The organism is Paracoccus sp. (in: a-proteobacteria) (genome assembly GCF_032007265.1).
GTDB lineage: Bacteria > Pseudomonadota > Alphaproteobacteria > Rhodobacterales > Rhodobacteraceae > Paracoccus.
The window spans coordinates 1-24,213 of sequence record NZ_DALZMB010000062.1 but is presented as its reverse complement, the minus strand read 5'-3'; the positions used below and the strand labels follow the sequence as shown (position 1 = coordinate 24,213).

23 protein-coding genes are annotated in these 24,213 nt (G+C 59.2%); 13 read left to right on the top strand and 10 right to left on the bottom strand.

Features of this window, described 5'->3' with window-relative positions:
- The first annotated feature begins 119 nt into the window (after window positions 1-119).
- From RTS12_RS13295 to RTS12_RS13285, 3 genes are all read left to right on the top strand, one after another.
- Window positions 120-353, top strand: coding sequence for an acyl carrier protein (locus tag RTS12_RS13295; protein WP_276189300.1), 234 nt, complete (start codon window positions 120-122; stop codon window positions 351-353).
- A gap of 209 nt (window positions 354-562) precedes the next feature.
- Window positions 563-4,036, top strand: a complete 3,474-nt coding sequence (gene dnaE / locus RTS12_RS13290; protein WP_312529314.1) for a DNA polymerase III subunit alpha — start codon at window positions 563-565, stop codon at window positions 4,034-4,036.
- An 85-nt stretch (window positions 4,037-4,121) separates the two neighbouring features.
- Entirely contained in the window at window positions 4,122-5,183 is a 1,062-nt protein-coding gene (locus RTS12_RS13285; protein WP_312529311.1) for a hypothetical protein, read from the top strand.
- 197 nt (window positions 5,184-5,380) lie between these two features.
- On the opposite strand, the gene ilvC is transcribed toward RTS12_RS13285, so the two are convergent.
- Window positions 5,381-6,403, bottom strand: a complete 1,023-nt coding sequence (ilvC, locus tag RTS12_RS13280) for a ketol-acid reductoisomerase (RefSeq protein WP_312529309.1) — start codon at window positions 6,401-6,403, stop codon at window positions 5,381-5,383.
- A 128-nt stretch (window positions 6,404-6,531) separates the two neighbouring features.
- Here ilvC and RTS12_RS13275 point away from each other — a divergent pair, with 128 nt between their 5' ends.
- The 5 genes from RTS12_RS13275 (at window position 6,532) to RTS12_RS13255 (ending at window position 10,109) form a co-directional block, all read left to right on the top strand.
- Window positions 6,532-6,987, top strand: coding sequence for an Lrp/AsnC family transcriptional regulator (locus RTS12_RS13275; RefSeq protein ID WP_312529307.1), 456 nt, complete (start codon window positions 6,532-6,534; stop codon window positions 6,985-6,987).
- Window positions 6,984-7,448 (top strand): Lrp/AsnC family transcriptional regulator, encoded by a 465-nt coding sequence (locus RTS12_RS13270; RefSeq protein WP_312529305.1) that lies wholly within the window; start codon window positions 6,984-6,986, stop codon window positions 7,446-7,448. Before RTS12_RS13275 ends, RTS12_RS13270 begins: the two co-directional genes overlap by 4 nt.
- 75 nt (window positions 7,449-7,523) lie before the next feature.
- Entirely contained in the window at window positions 7,524-8,825 is a 1,302-nt protein-coding gene (locus tag RTS12_RS13265) for a lipoprotein-releasing ABC transporter permease subunit (RefSeq protein ID WP_312529304.1), read from the top strand.
- Window positions 8,818-9,480 (top strand): ABC transporter ATP-binding protein, encoded by a 663-nt coding sequence (locus RTS12_RS13260; protein ID WP_312529302.1) that lies wholly within the window; start codon window positions 8,818-8,820, stop codon window positions 9,478-9,480. The genes RTS12_RS13265 and RTS12_RS13260 overlap by 8 nt, the downstream gene beginning before the upstream one ends.
- Window positions 9,481-9,611: 131 nt before the next feature.
- A complete protein-coding gene (locus RTS12_RS13255) occupies window positions 9,612-10,109 on the top strand; it encodes a phosphatase PAP2 family protein (protein WP_312529300.1) in 498 nt (165 codons plus the stop codon).
- A gap of 9 nt (window positions 10,110-10,118) precedes the next feature.
- On the opposite strand, the gene RTS12_RS13250 is transcribed toward RTS12_RS13255, so the two are convergent.
- The 9 genes from RTS12_RS13250 to RTS12_RS13210 all read right to left on the bottom strand — a co-directional run bounded on the left by RTS12_RS13250 (window position 10,119) and on the right by RTS12_RS13210 (window position 18,813).
- Window positions 10,119-10,451, bottom strand: coding sequence for a YnfA family protein (locus RTS12_RS13250; protein ID WP_312529298.1), 333 nt, complete (start codon window positions 10,449-10,451; stop codon window positions 10,119-10,121).
- A gap of 1 nt (window position 10,452) precedes the next feature.
- Complete coding sequence (locus RTS12_RS13245; RefSeq protein ID WP_312529297.1) at window positions 10,453-11,163, bottom strand: gamma-glutamylcyclotransferase; 711 nt, start codon at window positions 11,161-11,163, stop codon at window positions 10,453-10,455.
- The gene (parE, locus tag RTS12_RS13240; RefSeq protein WP_312529295.1) at window positions 11,156-13,126 is read right to left on the bottom strand and encodes a DNA topoisomerase IV subunit B; all 1,971 of its coding nucleotides are present in this window, start codon (window positions 13,124-13,126) and stop codon (window positions 11,156-11,158) included. The genes RTS12_RS13245 and parE overlap by 8 nt, the downstream gene beginning before the upstream one ends.
- Before the next feature lie 113 nt (window positions 13,127-13,239).
- Window positions 13,240-13,899, bottom strand: coding sequence for a glutathione S-transferase family protein (locus RTS12_RS13235; RefSeq protein WP_312529293.1), 660 nt, complete (start codon window positions 13,897-13,899; stop codon window positions 13,240-13,242).
- Window positions 13,900-13,989: 90 nt separating this feature from the next.
- Window positions 13,990-15,189: a membrane dipeptidase gene (locus tag RTS12_RS13230; RefSeq protein ID WP_312529292.1), complete on the bottom strand. Its 1,200-nt coding sequence runs from the start codon at window positions 15,187-15,189 to the stop codon at window positions 13,990-13,992.
- Window positions 15,186-15,665, bottom strand: coding sequence for a GNAT family N-acetyltransferase (locus RTS12_RS13225; protein ID WP_312529290.1), 480 nt, complete (start codon window positions 15,663-15,665; stop codon window positions 15,186-15,188). Before RTS12_RS13225 ends, RTS12_RS13230 begins: the two co-directional genes overlap by 4 nt.
- The gene (locus RTS12_RS13220; protein WP_312529288.1) at window positions 15,662-17,518 is read right to left on the bottom strand and encodes a M3 family oligoendopeptidase; all 1,857 of its coding nucleotides are present in this window, start codon (window positions 17,516-17,518) and stop codon (window positions 15,662-15,664) included. The genes RTS12_RS13225 and RTS12_RS13220 overlap by 4 nt, the downstream gene beginning before the upstream one ends.
- 48 nt (window positions 17,519-17,566) lie before the next feature.
- A complete protein-coding gene (locus RTS12_RS13215; protein WP_312529286.1) occupies window positions 17,567-18,523 on the bottom strand; it encodes an alpha/beta hydrolase in 957 nt (318 codons plus the stop codon).
- Window positions 18,524-18,528: 5 nt separating this feature from the next.
- Window positions 18,529-18,813, bottom strand: coding sequence for an SCP2 sterol-binding domain-containing protein (locus RTS12_RS13210; RefSeq protein WP_312529285.1), 285 nt, complete (start codon window positions 18,811-18,813; stop codon window positions 18,529-18,531).
- A 184-nt stretch (window positions 18,814-18,997) separates the two neighbouring features.
- On the opposite strand from RTS12_RS13210, the gene RTS12_RS13205 reads away from it, so the two are divergent.
- From RTS12_RS13205 to RTS12_RS13185, 5 genes are all read left to right on the top strand, one after another.
- A complete protein-coding gene (locus RTS12_RS13205) occupies window positions 18,998-19,612 on the top strand; it encodes a tetratricopeptide repeat protein (RefSeq protein ID WP_312529283.1) in 615 nt (204 codons plus the stop codon).
- A gap of 24 nt (window positions 19,613-19,636) precedes the next feature.
- The gene (locus RTS12_RS13200) at window positions 19,637-22,618 is read left to right on the top strand and encodes a helicase-related protein (protein WP_312529280.1); all 2,982 of its coding nucleotides are present in this window, start codon (window positions 19,637-19,639) and stop codon (window positions 22,616-22,618) included.
- Window positions 22,618-22,908 carry an RNA-binding S4 domain-containing protein gene (locus RTS12_RS13195; protein ID WP_312529278.1) on the top strand — a complete coding sequence of 97 codons (291 nt, stop codon included), beginning with the start codon at window positions 22,618-22,620 and terminating at the stop codon, window positions 22,906-22,908. Before RTS12_RS13200 ends, RTS12_RS13195 begins: the two co-directional genes overlap by 1 nt.
- A gap of 58 nt (window positions 22,909-22,966) precedes the next feature.
- A complete protein-coding gene (gene fdxA, locus RTS12_RS13190; RefSeq protein ID WP_312529276.1) occupies window positions 22,967-23,305 on the top strand; it encodes a ferredoxin FdxA in 339 nt (112 codons plus the stop codon).
- A gap of 329 nt (window positions 23,306-23,634) precedes the next feature.
- Window positions 23,635-24,144 (top strand): CarD family transcriptional regulator, encoded by a 510-nt coding sequence (locus RTS12_RS13185; protein ID WP_312529274.1) that lies wholly within the window; start codon window positions 23,635-23,637, stop codon window positions 24,142-24,144.
- The last annotated feature ends 69 nt before the right edge of the window (window positions 24,145-24,213 follow it).

Below are 24,213 nucleotides of genomic sequence, written 5' to 3'. Positions count from 1 at the left end.
CAAGATCACAGCTGCGTGCTATATCCCGCGAATTAGCCGTAGGGGGAACCGCCTTCGGCTGTCGTCGGCATTGAGCTGGCAACATCATGGGCGGATGCCCGCGAACGTGAGGAAGAGACATGAGCGATATCGCTGATCGCGTGAAAAAGATTGTCGTCGAGCATCTGGGCGTCGACGAGGACAAAGTGACGGAAGCTGCTTCCTTCATCGACGACCTCGGCGCTGACTCGCTGGACACCGTCGAACTGGTGATGGCGTTCGAGGAAGAGTTCGGGATCGAAATCCCGGATGACGCCGCAGAAACGATCCAAACCTTTGGCGATGCCGTGAACTTCATTCAGGGCGCAGTCTGATCTCTTCAGGCTGATGGCATTACAGGCGGCGTCCCCGGATATTCCGGGGGCGCCGTTTCCTTTTGCAGCGCTCGCACCCTGCAAGAGCAGAATTGACCGGCCAAGCCCGGGTGATGGCACACAGGGCGCGTGCAGAAATTTGCGCATCTCGCCCGCAATACCCAAGCCGGTGATTGAATTGGGGGGGCAGTCAGGCCTAGATAAGCCCCATGTCAGCATCATCGCCCAAGTTTATTCACCTGCGCACCCATTCCGAGCATTCGCTGCTGGAAGGTGCGATCCATGCCTCGAAGATGGCGGCCATTGCGGCCGATTTGGCCATGCCAGCCGTGGCGCTGACCGATACCAATGCCCTGTTTGCGGCACTCGAATTTTCGGTCAAGGCGCAGGATAAGGGCGTTCAGCCGATTATCGGCTGCCAGATCACGGTGCAGACCGACAAGGCCACGGGCCCGATCGTTCTTTTGGCGCAAAACCGCGAAGGCTGGCTGAACCTGATGAGCCTCTCGACGGTGCTGTACATGCGCCCGGGCAGTGCGCCGGTTTATGTCACGCTTGAGGATCTGGCGACACGCGCGGCCGGGCTGATCTGTCTGAGCGGCGGGGCCGGCGGGCCTTTGGGGCAATTGCTGGGCGCGGGCCAGCTGCCCGAAGCGCGGGCCTTTATCGAGACCTTGAAAAGCTTCTACGGTGATCGGCTTTACGTTGAATTGCAGCGCCACCGTGACGGCTCGGGCGCGTTGCTGCAATCAGAGGTCGCGGTCGAAGGGGGGATGATCGATCTGGCCTATGCGCTGGATTTGCCGCTTGTGGCGACCAATGATGTCTATTTCCAAAAGGCCGCGCTTTATGATGCGCATGATGCGCTGATCTGTATCGCCGATCGCGCCTATGTCGATCAGACCCAGCCGCGGCGTCGCTTGACCCCATCGCATTATTTCAAATCCGCCGAGGAAATGGCGGCACTTTTTGCTGATCTACCCGAGGCGATCGAAAATACCGTCGAAATCGCGCGGCGCTGCGCCTTTGCCGTGGCCAAACATGCGCCGATCCTGCCGCGCTTTGCCAGTGACGAGGTCGAGGAGCTGCGTCGACAGGCCCATGCCGGGCTGGCCCGTCGTTTGGCCGTCATCCCTCATGCCGTTTCGGTCACGGAATACGAAGAGCGCTTGGCCTTTGAGCTGGGCATCATCGAGCAGATGGGCTTTCCAGGCTATTTTCTGATCGTTGCCGATTTTATCAAATGGGCCAAAGAGCATGGCATTCCCGTCGGTCCGGGGCGTGGGTCGGGGGCAGGGTCTTTGGTGGCTTATGCGCTGACCATCACCGATATCGACCCGATGCGTTATTCCCTGCTGTTCGAGCGCTTCTTGAACCCGGAACGGGTATCGATGCCGGATTTCGACATCGATTTTTGCATGGATCGGCGCGAAGAGGTCATTCACTACGTCCAGGAACGCTACGGACATGACCGCGTCGGGCAGATCATCACCTTTGGTGCGCTTTTGTCCAAAGCCGCAGTGCGCGATGTTGGTCGCGTCCTGCAATTGCCATTCGGTCAGGTCGATCGCCTGTCCAAGATGATCCCGGTCGAGGGCGTCAAACCTGTCAGCATCACCAAGGCGTTGACCGATGAGCCGCGTCTGCGCGAGGCGGCCAAGGAAGAGGTCGTGGCGCGGCTTTTGGATTACGCCGCCAAGATCGAGGGGCTTTACCGCAACGCCTCGACCCATGCCGCGGGCGTGGTGATTGCAGATCGACCGATTGATCAGCTGGTACCGATCTATCGCGATCCGGCCTCGGAAACTCCCGCGACCCAGTTCAATATGAAATGGGTCGAACAGGCCGGGTTGGTCAAATTCGACTTTCTTGGCCTTAAGACGCTGACGGTGATTCAGAATGCCGTCGATCTGATTCAGGGCGGCGGCCGACATCTGCATATCGCGCCCGACGGGCGGTTGCTTTACGCCCCGGCGGATGGCGCCATTGATGAAATCAACGCCATTCCTTTGGATGATGCGCCCACTTACGAGCTGTTTTCCAGCGCGCGCACGGTTGCGGTCTTTCAGGTGGAAAGCTCGGGGATGATGGATGCGCTGCGGCGCATGCGACCGACCTGCATCGAAGATATCGTGGCCCTTGTGGCGCTTTATCGGCCCGGCCCGATGGAGAATATCCCCACCTATTGCGAGGTCAAAAACGGCCAGCGCGCCTTGGAATCTTTGCATCCGACCATTGACCCGATCCTGGCTGAAACGCAGGGCATCATTGTTTATCAGGAACAGGTGATGCAGATCGCGCAGGTCATGGCCGGCTACTCGCTTGGCGGCGCCGACCTGTTGCGCCGGGCCATGGGCAAGAAAATTGCCGAAGAAATGGCAAAAGAGCGCCCGAAATTCGTTGAAGGCTGCAAGGCGCAGGGCATCGACGAGAAAAAGGCCGGAGAAGTCTTCGACCTTTTGGAAAAATTCGCCAATTACGGCTTCAACAAATCCCACGCCGCCGCCTATGCGGTGGTCAGCTATCAAACTGCCTGGCTCAAGGCCAACCACCCGGTCGAGTTCATGGCTGCGGTGATGAACTGCGATATGCATCTGACCGACAAGCTTGCGATCTATAAGCGCGAGGTCGACCGCATGGGCATCGAGGTGGTTCCGCCTTGCGTCAACCGCTCGGATGCGACCTTTACCGTCAAAGACGGTATGGTCGTTTATGCCTTGGGCGCCTTGAAGGGGGTTGGCATCGAGGCGATGAAGCTGATCGTTTCGGCGCGGGGCGAACGGCCCTTCAAGGATATGATCGACTTTGCGCGCCGGGTGGATATGCGCAAGGTGGGCAAGCGTCCATTGGAAACGCTGGCGCGTGCCGGTGCATTCGATCTGCTGGACCAAAACCGCGCCCGTGTCTTGCGCGCATTGGATGGGTTGGTGGCATGGTCGGCCGCAGTGCAGGCCGAGGCGCAATCCAGTCAAAGCTCGCTTTTCGGTGGGGGAGAGGATTTGCCCCCGCCGCGCCCGGTCACCGCGCCCCTTTGGTTGCCGACCGAAAAGCTATCAGAAGAACATGCCGCGATTGGGTTTTATCTGTCAGGTCATCCGCTGGATGATTATCAGCCCGCTTTGCGGCGCAAGGGGGTCTCGACGCTGGCCGAAATCACCTTGGCTGCACAAGATGGGGCGCTGGTTACCTCGATTGCCGGAACGGTCGCCAATCGGCAGGAAAAGAAATCGGCCAAGGGGACGCGCTATGCCTTTGTCGGACTTTCAGATCCGACTGGTCTCTATGAGGTCACGGTGTTTTCCGACACGTTGGATGCGCATCGCCAAGATCTGGAACCGGGTGCGAATGTCGTCTTGCAGGTCCAGGTCGAGCCTTCGGGGGATCAGGTCAAGCTGCTGGCGCGCGGGGTGCAGCCTTTGGAAAGTGCCGTTGCTGATGCCGGTGCCGACCGCTTGGCTGTGACAATTGCCGATCTGCATCCCGTCGCCGAGATCGCCCAGGCGTTGGAGCGTATCTTGAATGAGATCAAAGCCCCCGCGCGTGCGCGGGGTCCAATCAGTCTAAGGTTCCGCGACGGTGAGGATCTGATTGACGTCGAGATTGCACAAGATGCCCCGCTGACAACCCCCGCGCGTCAAGTCCTGCGGGCCATTCCAGGTGTTTTGGAAATAGTAGACGAATAAGTATTATCGACAGACAAATTATACTTGGATTCGGGGCTCAGCCATAGCTAAATGCCGCCAAACTGTTTTGCGTTTGGAGGTTTGAATGCGGTTCCCGAACATTGCGAATGGCGACGTGCCCAAGGTGGATGGCACTGTCACCCGCTTCGTTTCTCCCGAGGTGCAAAGCAAGTCGTGGTTCACGCCGCATCGATCGGTGATTTTCGTCAACGGCATGATGAATACCGGGGATGATCATAAAGCTGCAGCCGAAGCCTTGTCGCTGATGCTGGGCTGCCCTGTTATCGGCGTTTACAATAAAAAGGACGGCTTTCTGGCCGATCTCTTTCAATGTTTGACCGACAAAGCGCAGCTGATCGATCTTCAGACCCAGAACCTGGCGCGCAACCAGCAATGGTTGAAGGTCTATGATGCGGCCTATCAGGCCGAGAAAAAGCGCAATGCGCTATTGAGCAAAGAAGACTTTGCCTATGATCTGCTGCGCAACAACCCCGCCGCTCAGGCGCTTTTCGCGCTTTTGGTCGGACAGGGTGGCGGGATGTTGGGAACCCCGATCTATTGCCATAGTCAGGGCAATCTGGTGACCTCGAATGCTTTGGCGGCCGTAACCATGGTGCGCGGTGCAGGTTCGGTTCAGGGGTTGGAGGTCAATAGCTACGGCTCGCCCGCGCGAGGTTGGCCTGCCGGTCTGAACCGGATCAACAATGCCTATACATTTGATCCAGTCAGTTTTCTGGACCTGACCATGGACTGGACCAGCTCGAAGGTTGGTTTCAAAGTCGCGCATGGCTTCAAGACCTATGTCGAGCAGGACGGGGAATTTGTCATCAACCGTTTCCGCACCGGCGGATGGGGTATGACCTTTAATCTGAACGAGCGCGGTCTGGCGAAGTTTTGCGTCAAGCAGGGGAACAATACCAAGCGTTTGCGCGGCATTTTCGATCGATTGGAGCGCGCGCATTGGTCCGATAGCGACGATGTCGCTGTGGAATATGTCAATTTGCTGAGCGATGCCCAGATTGCGACATTGAAAAATACCGATCCGGATTTCATCAAGCAGCTGATCCGTTTGCTGAATGCGGGCTACACCGCCAAGGATGAAAAGGCGGCCATTCAGCGTCTGGAGTTGGCAGGTGTCGGGGTTTGACCTTTGCCCCAGAGCAGTTGATGGGGGCTCGCGCTATTTGCGCGGGCCTTTTTCGTGGCAGGGTCGAATTTGGGTATTTGGATGGTGAAGAATGCCCGAAGGGCCGAGGGGAGTGGTTGAGGCTGTGATGTGCCTTTGGAGATGAAAAAGCCCCGCCAAATGGCGGGGCTTTCGCGTTCAGAACGATCGTTGGCAGATCAGTTGCGTGCCTTGTCGACCATTTTGCCTTTGGAGATCCAAGGCATCATGGCGCGCAGTTTCTCGCCGACTTGCTCGATCTGGTGTTCGTCGTTGATGCGGCGCGTCGCTTTGAAGGACGGCTGGCCAACAGCGTTTTCCAGCATGAAATCGCGAACGAATTTGCCGGTCTGGATATCGGTCAGAACCTCTTTCATGCGCTTTTTGGTTTCTTCGTAAGGAAGAATGCGCGGGCCCGAGACGTATTCGCCGTATTCAGCCGTGTTCGAGATCGAGTAGTTCATGTTGGCGATGCCGCCTTCATAGATCAGGTCGACGATCAGTTTCACTTCGTGCAGGCATTCGAAATAGGCCATTTCCGGCTCGTAGCCAGCCTCGACCAGGGTTTCAAAGCCCATGCGGATGAGTTCAACCAGGCCACCGCAAAGAACGGCCTGCTCACCGAAGAGGTCGGTTTCGCATTCCTGACGGAAGTTGGTTTCGATGATGCCCGAGCGGCCGCCACCGATTGCCGAGCAATAGCTCAGACCAATGTCCATCGCCTTGCCAGTTGCGTCGTGGTGCACTGCGACCAGGCAGGGAACGCCGCCGCCTTTGGTGTATTCGCCGCGAACGGTATGGCCGGGGCCTTTGGGGGCCATCATGATGACATCAACGCCGGGCTTCGGCTCGATCAGGCCGAAATGCACGTTCAGGCCGTGAGCGAAAGCGATTGCGGAGCCTTCTTTCAGGTTGTCATGCACGTATTTCTTGTAGGTTTCAGCCTGCAGCTCGTCGGGCATGGTGAACATGACCAGATCAGCCCATGCGGCTGCTTCTGCGATCTCCATGACCTTCAGGCCTTCGGCTTCGACTTTTTTAGCCGATGCCGAACCCGGACGCAGCGCGACGACGACGTTTTTCGCACCCGAATCACGCAGGTTCAGCGCATGAGCATGGCCCTGGCTGCCATAGCCGATCATGGCGATTTTCTTGTCTTTGATCAGGTTCACATCGCAATCGCGATCGTAATAAACGCGCATCGGGGCGTCCTTTCATGTTTGCTGAAGGATTTATAGCGCAGAGAAGGAAGGAATTAAGTTCAATTATCGCAAATAAAGCTATAATCTAGCAAAAATCATAACCACTGTAGTTGGTAAGTGAAATAATCATGCTTGATGACACTGATCGCCGTATCTTGCGCCATCTTTTGGCCGATCCCGAGGCCGCCAATGCCGATCTGGCCGATCGGGCAGGGGTCACGACCGCCAGCCTGTGGCGGCGTCTGGATCGGATGCGGCTTGAGGGCACGATCAAGGCAACTCCGGCGCGGATCGACTGGCGCAAACTGGGCTATGAGGTCCAGGTCAGTCTGCGTTTCAATCTGGATAAGGCAGATCCGCGGGCGTTCGACGATTTTACCGCAGCCGCGCGCGCGGTGGCCGAGGTGACAGAGATCCAGACCTTTCTTGGCTCGGTTGACCTTCGCCTGTCGGTGATCGCGCGCGATATGGCCCATTGGCAGGAAATCTATCGTGAGAAGATCCTGACGCTGCCTCATGTCTCAGATAGCGATGCGTTGATGTTGGTGGCCACCATCAAGGAAACCCAGGAAATGCCTCTATGAGTGTCACCTTTGATGCTGATGCAACCGATCTGTCCATTCTAAGGTTGCTGGCACAGGATGCGACCCAAAGTGCGGCCGAAATCGGGCGCGTTTTGGGGCTGACCCAGCCTGCGGTCTGGCGACGTATCAAGCGCATGAGTGATGCGGGGGTGATCTCGGGACGCCGCATCGAGATCGATCAGGCAGCCGCGGGCTTTGGGGTGACGGTCTTTTTGGGAATCCGTCTGGCCACCAAGGGGCGGACCAGCCTTGAAGATTTCGAACGCGCGGTGACCTCGATCCCCGAGGTTCAGGTTGTTCAGCACGTGTTGGGCCAATTTGACTACCGCCTGCGCATCGTCGCGCGCGATATTGCCGATTTTGAGCGTATTTTGCGGCGACGTATCATGACCCTTCCGGGGATTGGCCAGGTTGAGGCCAACGTCATGCTATCGGAAGAACGCAGGCCAGGCCCCCTTTAGCGGCCTCACGGCGTTGTTGCCTTGCCTTTCGCGGCGGCGCAAGCCAATCAGTCAAGGACTTAGGATAGGTGCTTTATGGCGAACCCGCGTCCCTTTTCACGCTATGAATTCATGATTGCCTGGCGCTATTTGCGTGCACGTCGGGCCGAGGGCGGGGTCAGCGTCATGACCTGGATCAGCCTGATTGGCATCACGCTTGGCGTTATGGCTTTGATCGCGACGCTTGCGGTACGCGCGGGCTTTCGCGCGGAATTCGTCGATACGGTCCTGGGGGCCAATGCCCATAGCTCGGTCTATTATGCGCCAAGCTATATCACCAACGAATTGACCGATGAAACCTATACGGTTCCCGGGCGCATCGAAAACTATGACGCCTTGGCCAAAGAGATTGCGGCTTTGCCCGGCGTGACCCGTGCAACGCCGATCATCCGCGGTCAGGTCATGGTTTCGGCGGGCGACCGCTCGAACGTGGCCGAGGTTTATGGCGTGACCGAGGCCGAACTGCAGGCCATGCCGCGTATCACCGACCCCGAGACGGCGCAGGGAAATCTGGCGAATTTTGACCAAGGCATTGCCATCGGTGTCGGAATCGCGCGCGAGCTGGGCCTGTCTTTGGGCGATAAGCTGCAACTGATTTCGGCCAAGGGGGCGAATACCCCAATCGGCACGACGCCGCGCATTTCCTCTTATGAGATCGTCTATATCTTCTCGGCCGGGCGCTATGACATCGACCGCACGCGCATCTATATGCCGATGGCCGAGGCACAAAGCTATTTCAACCGCGAAGGCTATGCTGATGAGATCGAGATTTATGTCAGCGATCCCGAAAAGGTTGACGATTGGACCATGCCGATCCTGAAGACCGCAGGGCCAAATGCCCAGGTCTGGACCTGGAAAGATTCCTCGGGCTCGTTCCTGCGTGCCCTGGATATCGAAGATAACGTCATGTTCGTGATCTTGTCGGTGCTGGTGCTGATCGCGTCGATGAACATCACCTCGGGCCTGATCATGCTGGTCAAGAACAAAGGGCGTGATATCGGCATTCTACGCACGATGGGGCTGACCGAAGGCGCGGTGCTGCGCGTCTTTTTCCTGTGCGGGGCCTTTACGGGTGTGCTTGGGACGATTGCTGGCGTGGTTCTGGGCGTGGTCTTTGCACTGAACGTCGAACATATCATGGCCTTCGTGAATTTCATCTCGGGCGGCGGTGCATGGGATCCCTCGGTGCGGGGCATTTACGAGCTTCCGGCCAAGCTGCGCGCTGTCGATCTGGCCAAGGCGGTCGGGCTTTCGCTGGCCCTGTCCTTTATCGTGACGATTTTCCCGGCGCGCCGCGCCGCTCGCATGAACCCTGTCGAGGCGCTGCGCTATGAGTGATGTTCTGAAGCTGGAAGCAATCGCCAAGACCTATGGCAAAGGGGGACCTGCGCCGGTGGCGGTGCTGTCCGAGCTTAACCTTTCTGTGGGGCGCGGTGAGGTTGTGGCGCTGGTGGCGCCCTCGGGGACGGGGAAATCCACGCTGCTGCATATTGCGGGCTTGCTGGATACGCCTGACGCCGGTCGTGTGATCCTGAACGGGCGCGACATGACCGGCCTTGGTGACAAGGCCCGCACCGAGGCGCGACGGCAGGAGCTGGGCTTTGTCTATCAGTTTCATCACCTTCTGCCGGAATTCACTGCCGCCGAGAACATCATCCTGCCTCAGCTGGCCAATGCCGTGCCTGACCGCGCGGCGCGCGCCCGCGCTCAGGATTTGCTGGCGCGCGTCGGCCTTAGCCACCGTGCCGATCATCGCCCGGCCCAGCTGTCGGGGGGCGAGCAGCAGCGCGTGGCCTTTTGCCGCGCATTGGCCAACGGGCCTGCACTTTTGCTGGCAGATGAGCCGACGGGCAACCTGGACCCCGGCACTTCTGACATGGTTTTCGACATGCTGATGGGGCTGGTGCGCGATACCGGACTATCGGCGCTGATCGCGACCCATAACCTGGTGCTGGCTGAACGGATGGACCGGGTCATTCGCTTGGGCGACTAAACTGTCGCGGTGCATAAAAACTGCAATCGCACAGTTTCCGCGCTCACGGGGCAGATTGTGACACCGCATATCCGGTCTTTCGCTTAGATTACGCAAGAGGATCGGGGCGAAAGACGAATTCGGGAGGGCAGATGCGGTTTACCTTTGCGGCTTTGGCCATGGCTGTGGCGCAACCGGCTATGGCCGATCCGCTGGAAAGCTTTGGCACCGGCATGAAATATGGCCTGCCTTTGGCAGCTGCGGTTTGCGCGGCGGATCAGCATCGCTTCAAGGACTTTGCCCTAAGAGGGGCGCTGCAAGCCGGGCTGGTTCTGGCTTTGAAACATTTTTACGAGGATGCCCCGATTGGTCGGCGTCCCAGTGGCGAGGGGCGGGGTTTTCCCTCGGGCCATGCCGCTGCCGCAAGCTTTGGCGCGGCAGATCTGGCCGGGAAATGCTTTGACGATCAACCCTGGGCCGGGGCTGCGGCCTATGGCGCGGCCGGGCTTGCCAGCTATAGCCGCATTCACGCGGGCGAGCATACCTCGCAGCAGGTCTGGACGGGTGCGCTGATTGGCGTGACCTTTGGTGCGGCCAGCTTTGGTATTGGCAAAGACGGTGCGGATTTCAGCTTGGGCCTGAAATTCTGATCGGCCGCGCTAGCTGCGCGCGCCCATCAAGATAACCCCCATGCCCGCCAGACAGATCGCCCCTCCGATCAGATCCCAGCGCGAAGGCACTTGCCCTTCGGCCAGCCACATCCATCCAATCGAGGCTGCGATATAGACGCCGCCATAGGCCGCATAGGCGCGCCCGGCAAAGCCTGCATCGATGCGGGTCAGCAGCCATGCAAAGAGCGCCAGGCACGCCATGCCCGGCAGCACCCACCAGATCGAGCGGCCCATGCGCAGCCATGCCCAAAAGGTAAAACAACCCGCGATTTCGGCCACAGCCGCCAACAGATAGATCAGGGTTGCGGGGATGCCTGCCATGTCATCTGGCCGCGTGGCTGTCTGACCAGCGATCGATTTCATCAGCGACCAGGGCCTGAAGCTGCCAGATATAGGCGTCGTGAATGCCCGCCTCTTTCAAGCCTTGCGCCGTTCGCAGCAGATATTCCGATCCGGAACCGGCCGCGCCATTGGCATGGGCCAGACGCAGCGCCTGATCTTGGATCGACAGCTGCGCCAAAGTCAGATCCACCGGATCCGCGTAAAAGGTCAGCGCCTCGCTTAGCCCGCTGTCGGTCTCGACCTCGATCCAGCGGGCATTGGCGGCCAATTCATGTGCCACCAATTCTCGGCGCAAGATCGCGCGCAGCGATTGCAGCTCTGTGCCTGCCTCGATCTCCAAAAGTAAGCCCGTGCAGCTTCCCCCCGGTGCCAGCGCCAGCATGAGCCCCGGTTGTTCGGGCGAGCCGCGGAAGTGATCAAGATCGATGCTGAACTCGCGATGCCAGTTCAGCGCCGTCGCGCGTTGGCGGCCAGCCACCGCAAAGCCGGGGTTCCAGATCAACGAACCATAGGCGAAAATCTGCAAAGGATGCGGCCGGCCCGTGGTCAGACGGGCCGCCAGCGCGTCCAGATCCTGATCCTCAAGCAATCGCCAGCCGGGCTTGTGGCGCGGCCCCTCGACGATCCGAGAGGCGCGCTGGACATGGTCCTGCGTCAGGCGCAGCGGCAAGATGTCGGGGGCGTTAGACATCCAACTCGGCAGTATCAGCGAATTGGGCGTTTTCCTGGATATACTGAAAGCGCAGCTCGGGCTTTTTGCCCATCAAGCGCTCGACCAGATCCCCGGTTTCGCCACCTTCTTCATCGTCAATCGTGACCCGGATCAGCTTGCGCGTCAGCGGGTTCATCGTCGTATCCTTCAGGTCTTTGGCGTCCATTTCACCAAGACCTTTGAAGCGCTGAACGTCGATCTTGCCCTTACCGCCGATGCCCTTGGCAATCAACAGATCCTTTTCGGCATCATCCGAGACATAGATGCGCTGAGCACCTTGGGTCAGGCGATAAAGCGGCGGGCAGGCCAGATACAGATGCCCTTTGTCGATCAGCGGGCGCATCTGGGTAAAGAAAAACGTCATCAGGAGCGAGGCGATATGGGCGCCATCGACATCGGCGTCGGTCATGATGATGATCTTGTCATAGCGCAAATCATCAACGTTGAACTTGGTTCCCATGTTCACGCCAAGTGCTTGACAAAGATCAGCAATCTCTTGGTTGGAGCCCAGCTTCGAGGACGCTGCACCCAACACGTTCAAGATTTTACCCTTCAGGGGCAGCAGCGCTTGCTTGGTGCGTTCGCGCGCCATTTTCGCACTGCCGCCTGCCGAGTCACCCTCGACGATGAACAGCTCGGTGCCCTCGCGGTTGGTGGCCGAGCAATCGACCAGTTTACCGGGCAGGCGCAGCTTTTTCGTGGCGGTTTTGCGCGCTGTTTCCTTTTCCTGCTTGCGACGCAGACGCTCTTCGGCGCGCAGGATCAGGAAATCAAGGATCGCGCCTGCGGATTTGGTATCTGCGGCCAGCCAGTTATCGAAATGGTCGCGCACCGCGCCTTCGACCAGGCGCTGTGCCTCGACTGTGGCCAGGCGGTCTTTGGTTTGGCCGACGAATTCCGGCTCGCGAATGAAGCAAGAGACAAGGGCGCAACCGCCCGTCAGCAGATCCTCACGCGTGATATTGGCGGCTTTTTTGTTGTTGATCAGCTCGCCATAGCCGCGCACCCCCTTAAGGATCGCGGACCAGAAACCGGCCTCATGGGTGCCGCCTTCGGGGGTCGGAACCGTGTTACAATAGCTTTGGATGAAGCCATCGCGTGCAGGCGTCCAGTTGATGGCCCAATCGACTTTGCCTGGGGTGTTGAATTTCTCATTGAAATCAACCGTGCCCGCAAAGGGGCGATCGGCATAGGTCGATGATTTCCCCAATGTCTCGGTCAGGTAATCGGCCAGACCGCCGGGAAAGTGAAAAATCGCCTCACGCGGGGTTTCGCCATCATCAATTTCGGTTTTCCAGCGAATTTCGACGCCCGAGAACAGATAGGCTTTGGACTTGACCATCTTCATCATGCGCGCAGGCTTGAAGCGGTGCGAATGGAAGATCTGCTCATCGGCATGGAAAGTCACAGAGGTGCCGCGACGATTGGGCGCGGCGCCCACTTTCATCACCGGACCTTGCGGGATGCCGCGAGAAAAGCGCTGCTCCCACAGCTCTTTGTTACGCGCGACCTGAACGATCATGATGTCCGACAGCGCATTGACCACCGAGGCACCGACGCCGTGCAGACCGCCCGAGGTCTGATAGGCGCCCTCGGTGAATTTCCCGCCCGCATGAAGCGTGCAAAGAATGACCTCTAGCGCCGATTTTCCCGGAAATTTGGGGTGGGGGTCAATCGGAATGCCGCGGCCGTTGTCGCGGATCGTAACCGAGTAATCGGCATTCAGCTCGACCTCGATGCGGCTGGCGTGACCGGCCACGGCCTCGTCCATCGAGTTGTCCAGGATCTCGGCGACAAGGTGATGCAAGGCGCGTTCATCAGTGCCACCGATATACATGCCCGGGCGTTTGCGAACCGGTTCGAGCCCTTCCAGCACTTCGATCGAAGAGGCGGAATAGGCTTCGCTTGCCGTTTCACTGGTGGGGAAGAAATCGTCGGCCATCGGGATGCTGCTCTTATTTTGATTGGGGGCTTATCTCATGGGGGTCTGCCCAGAGGCAAGAGGTTGGGCCGATCATCTGTGCCGTCGCGGCCCAGCCAGATCGGACAGCTGGGTTATTCCGGCTCATTCAGGCGCGCGTGCCACATCTTTTGAAATGCGGGTCGCGCCTGGCATTTGGCCAGCCAAGCGGCGGTTGCGGGGAATTGCTCGAAGAGGGGGGCATAGCCCTGTGCATAGCGCAAAACCTCGGCCATGATCAAATCGGCAACGGTGAAGCGACCGCTGACCAGCCATTCATTTTGGCTAAAATGCTCTTCCAGAACGCGCATTGGCCGGATCAGCCGCTCGGCCGCATTGGCGACAATGGCCTGATCCTCGCCCAGCTGCACCGCGCCGGGGCGATGCAGAAACAGCAGCGTCAGCGCCTCGGCCTCGATCGAGGTGGCAGCATAAAAGCACCATTGCAACATCTGCCCTTCCTCGGCCAGATCGGTGGGGCCAAGGGGCAGGCCGTATTTTCGCGCCAGGTACATCGCCCCGGCAAAGGAATCCGAGATGACCAGATCACCATCCACCAAGACGGGGATCGTGCCCGCCGAGGACAGCTGCAGAAAGTCCGGGCTATGGGTATTGGGCGGTGCATCGGCTGCATCAGGATCGGCAAGACGATAGGCCTGAATGACCGGGATCTGGTGGAAATCGACGCCGATTTCATGGCAAAGCCAGATCAGTCGCGAGGCTCGTGATCGGGTAACGCCGTGAATTGTCAGCATCGGTTTCTCCTTCTTGAGGGGCGGGGTCGCTGTAATCAGTTAGGCCGCTCGGGGCGCTTCGGGCAACCCCTAGTGTCGTAAGACCACAGGTTATTGAGGCAGGTACTGGCCCAGAAATTGCATCATATTGCCGCCCATCACCTTGGTGATCTGGTTCTGGCTTAGGCCTTGATCCATCAGGGCTTGCGTCAGCACATCCAGATGGGCGGTATCGAAGGGCGCATCAACCGAACCATCGAAATCCGAGCCCAAAGCGACGTGATCCTCGCCCAAGAGGGTAATCGCGGCTTGGATTGATGCGGCGATATCGGCCGGGGTCTTGCCGCAGACCACATCCGACCAATAGCCAATCCCAACAAGCCCGCCTTTTTGCGCAATCGCCTGCATCAGATCATCGTCAAGGTTGCGGTGGCTGGGGCATTGCCCGTGAATACCAGTATGAGACAGGATCGGCACAATACGTGGCGCGGCCAGCACATCGCGGACCACCTGCGGCGAGGCATGGGCCAGATCGACGATCAGATTGCGCTCTCGTATCTGAGCCAGCACCTCGCGACCGAAATCGCTCAGGCCCGCACCCGCACCCGCGTTCAGGCTGTCGCCCTCGCCATGCAAGCTGCCGCCCAGCTCATTGTCGAAAAAATGGGTGATGCCGATGATGCGATAGCCCGCATCATCCAGCAGGCGCAGATTGTCGATCCGGCCTTCAAGGGGATGCGCCCCCTCCAGAGCCAGCACCGCGCCCACTGTCTTGGCGCCCTGGGCGCGTTTGGCCAGATGATCGGCCAGATCGGCCTTGGTGCGAATGATGCGCAACGCATCAGGGGCGATCAAAGCCATCTGGTTCAGCCGAAAGGCCTGATCCAAGGCGCGGGCGCGCAGACTGGTCCAGGTCGTCATAGGGCGCAATTGGCCCATCACCAGCGGGGTGATGTTGTCGGGGGCGGTCGTGCTGTTGTGATCGTAATTCTGGCCACGCGGGCTTTTCGTGACGCTGGCAAATACCTGAAGCGCGACATTTCCCTGTTGAAGGCGGGGAATATCGACATGGCCATAATCGGCACGCGCCAACAGATCACGGTTCCAAAGCAACGAGTCGGCATGAAGATCGCCGATGACCAGTTTCGCATGCAAGGCCTTGGCTGCGGGGCTGACGGGCCAGCTATCAGGGGGTGAGGTCACAATATTGCGGCTTTTCTCGACCAGGGATGGTCCCCAGTAAAGCACGGCCGCTACGCCAGGGACGGCGAGGAGTACCAGCAATACCAGTGCTTTGCGCAGAAACCTCATGTCTTGTCCCGCAGCGAAAGGCGCAAAATATGCTGCGCGCTGATGTTGCCGCCATGGTACAATTCGCCCTCATCGCGCCAACCTGCCGCCAGATAGGCGGCGCGGGCGGCGGCATTGACGATATTCACGGTCAGGATCAGCCCATTGGCCGCCGGATAAAGCCGGGCTGCATGATCGCGCAGGGCAAGCATGGCAGCTTTTCCCGTGCCTTTGCCCTGTTCATCCGCATTGACCATGACGCCGCGGACCCCGATCTCATCGGGATGCGCAAAGTCGTAACGGGTGTGATAGGCGCGGTCGGTCTTGAGAAAACCGACCACCTGTTCATCCTTCAGGATCGCATGAAAATCGAGATCTGGGTCAAGATTAGAGAAATGCTCACCGATCGTGCCACAAAACGGCTCTTGCTCGGGCAGGACCGCGACATGGGCGACGCGGTCCAGATCCTGATGGCTGATCAGTTCAAGCCTGATCACGCTTCCAGTGCCTCCAGCTCATCGATGAAGCCTTCGATCATCGAAAGGCCACGGTCCCAGAATGCCGGGTCCGAAGCATCAAGCCCGAAGGGGGCAAGCAGCTCGGAATGGTGCTTAGAGCCGCCCGCTTTCAGCATGTCGAAATATTTCGACTGAAAGTCAGGAAGACCGCCCTCATATGCCGCGTAAAGTGCATTCACCAAACCATCGCCGAATGCATAGGCATAGACGTAGAAGGGCGAGTGCACGAAATGGGGCACATAGGTCCAGAAGGTCTCGTAACCCGGCATGAATTCAAAGACCGGGCCAAGCGATTCCAGCTGAACCGACATCCAAAGCGCATTGATGTCATCTGGCGTCAGCTCACCCTCGGCGCGGGCCGCGTGCAATTTGCATTCAAAGTCATAAAAGGCGATCTGGCGCACGACCGTGTTGATCATATCCTCGACTTTGCCCGCCAAAAGCGCCTTGCGCAGCACCGGATCGGTCGTCTTGGCCAAAAGCGCGCGGAAGGTCAGCATCTCGCCAAAAACCGAGGCGGTTTCGGCCAGCGTCAGCGGGGTCGAAGACAGCAACTCGCCCTGATCTGCCGCAAGACGCTGATGCACGCCATGCCCCAGCTCATGGGCCAGCGTCATCACATCGCGCGGTTTGCCCAGATAGTTCAGCATGACATAGGGGTGCACATCGACCACGGTGGGATGGGCGAATGCGCCCGGTGCCTTGCCCGGCTTGACGCCTGCATCGATCCAGCCCTTGTCGAAGAAGGGCGTGGCCAGCTCTGCAAGTTCGGGCGAAAAGCCGGCATAGGCGTCCAGCACGGTCGCCCTGGCTTCGGTCCAATTGATCGTGCGCGGTGTCTCGCTTGGCAGGGGGGCATTGCGGTCCCAGATCTGCAGCTTGTCCAGACCCAGCCATTTCGCCTTGAGGCGGTAATAGCGATGCGACAGGCGCGGATAGGCGGCGGTGACGGCATTGCGCAGCGCCTCGACCACTTCGGGCTCGACATCATTGGACAGATGGCGGCCGGTCTGCGGGGTCGGCATTTTGCGCCATTTATCCTCGATCGCCTTTTCCTTGGCGAGCGTGTTGTGGATGCGCGAGAACAGTTTGATATTCTTGTTGAAAACCTCTGCCAAGGCCCGCGCACCCAATTCACGGCGGCCGCGGTCATGGTCGGTCAACAGGTTCAGCGTCGCCTCGATCCCCATCTCTTCGCCATCGACGTTAAAGGTCAATGAGGCGGTGGTTTCATCGAAAAGGCGGTTCCATGCTGCGGCGCCCACGACCGAATTGTCATGAAGAAACTTTTCCAGCTCATCGGAAAGCTGATAGGGGCGCATCGCCCGCATCCGGTCGAAAACCGGCTTGTAGCGCGCAGGCCCATCTGCGGCGGTGAAGGTTTCCTCGTAGATCGCATCCGAGATGCGATTGAATTCGAGCGAGAAAAACACAAGCGGCGTGGTCAGCTGGGTGATTTTGTCTTGAAGATCCCCCATCAACTTGGCGCGCTCGCCATCAGTGGTGTTTTGATAATAGCGCAGCCCGGCATAGGACATGATACGCCCGGCCAGCGTATTGATACGCTCGTAGCGCGTGATGCAGGTCAGCATGTCGGCGGGGCTAAGTTTGGCCAGTCGCCCCTCGTAATCGGCGGCAAAGCTGGCGGCTTGGGTGGCAAGGGTTGCCACATCTTCGGTCAGTTCCGGCGCATCCGGTGCGGCATATAGATCCGACAGATCCCAATCCGGCAAAGTGCCCAGCTCGGCCGAAAGGTCAGCGGCTGCGGTCCCGGCATCCTTGTCGCGGGCAAGTTCGTGACGCAGGGGGGGGAAGGTGGCAGAGAAATTCATCGCAGGTCCTTTCATTTGGACAAGATTTGACCTCTCCTGCGCCCGGCTTCAACCCACAGAGCGGACGACAGAGCGGAAATGTCGGATCAAAGAGTTGATGAACAGCCGCCGGATCGGTGCGCGCTCGATCATCGGCTCATGCCGCGAGCCGACAAGTTCCAGCAATTCCCCATCCTGCCAACCTTGCAGGCGCGCTGAAATCGCACGGTTGCTGATGACCCGATCCTGTGGGCTGACGCCGATCAGGCAGGGTTGAGCGGGCGGTGGCAGGCTGCGGATGTGGTCGCATTCGCGCAAAGCCGCCACAAGCCAATCATAGCTGACACCGCCAAGCGTCAATTCCGGCCAATTGTCGGCCTCGGCGATCAGGCGACCCCAGCGAATGCCATCTGCGGTCAGCGGGTTTTGCGCCAGTGAGGTTCTAAGCACGAAGTTGCGAGCCCTGCCTGAGCCGGGACATTGCTTTTCACCACGCCCCAGCAGTGGCCCTGATTTGGCCCAAAGACGGACCAAGGGCTTGGGATAAAACCCGAAGTTAATTCCCCACATGGGCGCGGAAAACACAGCCGAAGCGACCGGCAGATCCGCCAGCAAGGATCGATAGCCGATCATGCCACCCATGGAATGGGCCAATAGATGCCAAGGCTGGGGCAGATCCAGGTCCCCCGCAGCAATCACCATCTCTAGGACATCGCGCTGATAGTCGGCAAAGTCGTGGATATGGCTCAGGCGCGTGAGGGGCTGAAGGCGATCCGACAGGCCCTGGCCACGCCAGTCCAGCGATAAGACGTCAAAACCGGCCTCGTTCAGCTCAAGTGCTACGCTGTTGTATTTTTCAAGGTATTCGGCGCGGCCCTGGAACAGCAGAACCGTGCCCTGCGTGTCGCGCGCGGCAGGCCAATGGGCGGCGCGCAGGCGGATGTCATCTTCGGTTTGCAGCCAAAAGGCCTGCGCCCGGGGGATCTGATCCCCCGGAAGCGTATTGAAAGGTGCGGGTGTCAGCACCACGCTCAGGACAGAAGCGTACCCAGCTTCATGGCCACGCCCATTGCGCCATCGACCTTCAACTTGCCGGTCATGAAGGCCATGGTCGGATTGACCGAACCATCAAGCAGCCCCTCGAAGGTTTCGCGGCTTGCGGTCAAAGTGACATCGGCATCCTCGTCGCCTGCGCGCACGCCATTTTCGTCGATGATGATCGACCCTTCATCCGTGATGACGAATTTCGCGCTTGAATCGAAATTCTGCACTTTTTTCGACAGGGCTTCGACGGCTGCGTCCACGACCTTGCTCATTTTCGAGATCCTTTGGCTTTCTCTGGAATAACTTTTGGGGAACCATTACATTAAACCTATGCGACAGATCTCCCGCAAAATCCATTCTGCCCTGAGGGCACTGTCAGTCACAAGCCTTTGTCTTGGGGTCGGCTTTCATGCTGTTTCGCCTGCGTTTTCTCAGGAACAGGATAGGTCCGCGCCCATGGCTCCGCAGGAGGGGCAGGATTTTCTGCCACAACCGCCCACAGGCAAGGACGGCAAAGGCGCCGGGGCGGGTCCAGAGGCGGGCACTGATTCTGAGGCCGATGTCGCGGCCGATCCAACGGCCAGCGCCCCCAGCGCCGAAGATATGAACCAACTTTTTGCCGAATTGGCCGAGCCTCAGGGCGACAGCTGGCGTCGCGCCTTATCCGACATCGAGCGGATCTGGTCGCGCTCGGGTTCGGCTGCGATGGATCTGCTTTATAAACGTGGCGAGGATGCGCTGGATACGGGCGACTATAGCGCAGCCATCGGGCATTTGACCGCCTTGACCGATCACGCGCCGGATTTTGCAGGGGGCTGGTATCTGCGGGCCGTCGCCTATTACGGGGATGGTGAATTTGGCCCGGCTTTGGCCGATCTGGCCCATACCCTACAGCTTGAGCCGCGGCATTTCGGCGCTTTGACCCAGCTTGGCGCGATGCTGGAAGAGGTGGGCGATGATCAGCGCGCCCTTGACGCCTACCGCCAGAGCCTTCAGATCAACCCTCACCAGCAAGAAGCCGTCGATGCGGTTTCACGGTTGGAGCAGAAAACAGCAGGCACTGCCGCCTAAGGGCTGCGGGGACGGACGCGCAATATGTATACCAATTCCCGGGTCACAGCAGTGCTGGGGCCGACCAATACCGGCAAGACGCATTATGCGATTGAACGGATGCTTGCCCATCGCACCGGGGTGATTGGTCTTCCGCTGCGCCTGCTGGCGCGCGAGGTTTATGACCGGATCGTTGCCAAAAGGGGCCCGCGCGCCGTAGCGCTGGTCACCGGCGAAGAGCGGATTATCCCGGACAAAGTGCAATATTGGGTCGCCACAACCGAGGCAATGCCGGCGGTCGGTGCCGATTTCGTCGCCATCGACGAGATCCAGCTTTGTGCTGATCCCGAACGGGGCCACGTCTTTACCGACAGGCTTTTGCATGCACGCGGCACGCAAGAGACGCTGTTGCTGGGCTCGGAAACCATGCGCCCGGCCATCGCGGCGCTGGTGCCGGGGGTGCAGTTCATTCACCGCGAGCGCTTTTCCCAGCTGAGCTGGGCGGGTTCGAAAAAGCTGTCGCGCATGCCGCGCCGCTCGGCGATCGTCGGTTTTTCCGTCGATAACGTCTATGCCATGGCCGAGCTGCTGCGCCGCCAAAAGGGCGGGGCGGCGGTGGTGATGGGCGCTTTGTCGCCGCGCACGCGCAATGCTCAGGTCGAGATGTATCAAAATGGCGATGTCGAATTTCTGGTCGCCACTGATGCAATCGGCATGGGGCTGAACCTTGATATTCACCATGTCGCTTTTTCGGCGACCGACAAATTTGACGGACGCCGGATGCGGCCGCTGTTTCCCCATGAAATGGGACAGATTGCGGGCCGTGCGGGCCGACATATGACCGACGGCAGCTTTGGCGTGACCGGCGAGGCCGATGTGCTGGATCCGGGTCTGATCGACGCGCTGGAGAATCACCGCTTCGCCCCGATCCAGCGTTTGATGTGGCGCAATGACGCGCTGGAGTTCGGAACAATCGAAAGATTGGTAAATTCTCTTGAGGCTCCTACGGTTTCTGAATGGCTGAGCCGGGGGCGCGAGGCCGATGATCTGCGCGCGCTCAAAGCGCTGCGCGACATGCCCGAAATCAAGGATCGGGTGATCCATGGATCGGATGTGCGCCTGCTGTGGGATACCTGCCGAATTCCTGATTTTCGCGGCATTTCCCCAGCAGAACACAGCAATTTGCTGGCGCGCATCTTTGGATTTCTGCAAGAAGGCGGCATCCCGCAGGACTGGCTGGCGCGTCAGATCGAACGCATCGACAAGACCCAGGGCGACATTGACGCGCTATCAAAACGCTTGGCCTTTATCCGCACATGGACCTATGTTGCTCAGCGTTCTGGCTGGGTGCGCAATGAAAGTCATTGGCGCGGCGAGACTCGCGCAGTAGAAGACCGATTGTCAGATGCGTTACACGCAGCACTGACGCAAAGATTCGTGGACCGGCGCACATCTGTGCTCTTGCGCCGGCTCAAGCAGAAGGAGAGCCTTGTGGCCGAGGTGAATGATAAGGGCGAAGTTACGGTTGAAGGCGAATTTGCCGGCCGTCTAGAAGGATTTCGCTTTCAAGCAGATCCGTCAGCTTCGGGAGACGAAGCACGGACGCTGACCCGCGCGGCATATGAGGCTTTGAAGCCTGAGTTCCATTTGCGCGCTGATCGTTTCTATAATGCGCCCGATACCGAACTGGACTTTACCGAACAGGGCGGCCTGATGTGGGGCAGCTCGGCGATCGGTAAGCTGGTCAAGGGTAGCGAGCCGATGAAGCCCTCAGTCGAGGCCTTCGTTGACGATGAAGCTGGTCCCGAGATCGCTGAAAAGGTGAAGCGTCGCCTTCAGCATTTCATCGATCGCAAGATCGCGACCGGTTTCGAGCCGCTTTTGGCGCTGAAAAACGACGAGACCCTGACCGGGCTTGCGCGTGGCTTTGCCTTCCGTTTGGTCGAGGCGCTTGGCGTTTTGCCACGCGAGCAGGTCGCGAACGAAGTCAAAGAGCTGGATCAGGAAGCCCGTGGCGTCTTGCGCAAGCATGGCGTGCGGTTTGGTCAATATACGATCTTCCTTCCGGCGCTGCTCAAGCCTGCTCCGACGCGCCTGCGTCTGGTGCTGTGGGGGCTTGACCAGAATCTGGCAGAATTCCCGGAAAGCCCGCCGCCCGGGCTGGTGACTATCCCGAACCTGCCGGATGTGCCGAAAGGCTATTACACGCTTTCGGGCTATCACCCGGCAGCAGATCGCGCGATCCGCATCGATATGCTGGAGCGTCTGGCCGATATGCTGCGCTCGCAAGACAGCCGCGCGGGCTTTGAAGCCACGCCGGATATGCTGTCGATCACCGGCATGACCCTTGAGCAGTTCGCTGCCTTGATGGGTGGTCTGGGCTATCGCGCCGAGAAAGCCGAGCGTGAAAAAGCCCGCGCCGTGGCCGAAGTTGCCGCGGTCGAGGCCGAGCCGATCGATCCGAACCTGCCGCTGACCGAAGAGGAAAGCGTTCTGCAGGCGGAAACGCGCGCGAAGTGGGAAGAAGAGCAGGCAGCCCGCAAGGCGGCCGAGCTGGAAGCCGCTATTGCCGCAGGCGAAGCACCGGCAGAAGCCGAAGTCGAGGCCGCCCCGGTCGAGACCGAAGCTTTCTATACCTTCACCTGGGCACCGCGTCCGCGTGGCGGCAACCGTCGTCCGCAAGGACAAGGTGGACAGGGGCAGGGCGCCGAAGGCGAACGTCCGCGCGGTCCGCGCCGCAACCATGGTGCTGGTGGCGCCGCAGGCGAAGGCCAGGGCGAGCGTCAGGGTGAACGTCATGCACAGGGCGGCAAGCCGCGTCACAACGGCGGTGGTAATCGTCATCGCGACGAGGATGGCGAGCATCAGCATGGCGGTGGCAAGGGCAAGGGCCCGCGTCACGCCAAGGGCGGCAACCACAGCAAGCATGAGGGCGCCAAGAACTTTTCGGCACGCCCGCCGCGCGCTGAAAAACCGATGGATCCCGATAGCCCCTTTGCCATTCTGGCGGCGCTCAAGAACAAGTAATGCGTGACGACAAGATCCGGCTGGACCGCTGGTTGTTTCATGTCCGGGTTTTCAAGACACGCACGCTGGCATCTGACCGCATTCAATCCGGAGGTGTCCGGGTGAATGGAGAGCCTTGCAGAAAGCCCTCGCGCCTGATCGGCGCGGGGGATCAAGTCACCGTCGCGACCTCGGGTCGGGTCTATGCCTATCAGGTCGTTGCGGCCGGTGAACGGCGCGGCCCAGCAAGCGAGGCCCAGACGCTTTATCTGGATTTGACCGCTGGCATCACGCCAGAGGCGCTTGATTGATCGGGGTCAAGCCGTTAGTCAAACCCAACAGGAACCCCGAAGGCCAAGGACTACGCAGATGACCTATGTCGTCACCGACAATTGCATTATGTGCAAATACACCGATTGCGTGGAAGTTTGCCCGGTCGATTGTTTCTACGAAGGCGAAAATACGCTGGTGATCCATCCCGACGAATGCATCGATTGCGGTGTATGCGAACCGGAATGCCCCGCGGATGCCATTCGTCCTGATACCGAGCCGGACATGGATAAATGGGTGGAGTTCAACCGGAAATACTCCGAGCTTTGGCCGGTGATCACCCGCAAGAAAGAACCGATGCCAGGCTATCAGGAAATGGATGGTCAGGCGGGTAAACTCGAGAAATACTTCTCTGAGGCGCCGGGCGAGGGCGATTGATTCTCCCCCGACGCAGTGGTCTTGTCGCGCTGGGTTAACCCATCGCGAAAGGGCTTTGCGATAAGTCTTTGAGCGAGTTTGATAAATCACGATTTCGCGTGCAAATGCCGCGCCGCCGCAAGATGCTATCTTGCAGCCGATTTTTGTGATACAATCATGACATAGAAACAAGATCAAACGGCCAGTGGCTGGCTGCCCGTTTGGTCTTTTTGCGTGGGAAGACCCTCAAATCGGTCTCTTGCGCGTGAATGGATCAAGGCTCGACAGGGGGGATGCTCCCTCCCTTCGGGTGTTTTGCGCCGATCGAAGGTGCTGCTAGAGGAAAACACATGTCGAAATCGAAGAAGTCTGAGTTCTGCCCTGACGATTTTGTCGTTTATCCGACCCATGGCGTGGGCCGGATCGTTTCGATCGAAGAGCAGGAAGTTGCGGGCCTCCGGCTGGAAATGTTCGTTATTTCCTTTGAAAAAGACAAGATGACCCTGCGCGTGCCGACTGCGCGTGCCTCGGAAATCGGAATGCGCGGCCTGTCGACCCCGGATTTGATCGATCGTGCGCTTGAGACGCTCAAGGGCAAAGCCCGCGTCAAGCGCGCCATGTGGTCGCGTCGCGCGCAGGAATACGAGCAAAAGATCAACTCGGGTGATCTGATGGCGATTGCCGAAGTCGTGCGCGACCTGCATCGCAATGACGAGCAGCGCGAGCAATCCTATTCCGAACGTCAGCTGTATGAAGCCGCGCTGGAGCGTCTGACCCGCGAGGTCGCGGCTGTGAACGGGCTGGACGAAGCTGGTGCGCAAAAGCGCGTCGAAGAAGTGCTGGTTTCGCGCGCCGCGTGATTTTTAAGCAGATGGAATGGGAAAGGGCGCCTTGATGGCGCCCTTTTTCTTATTCGCACAGGCCTTTGC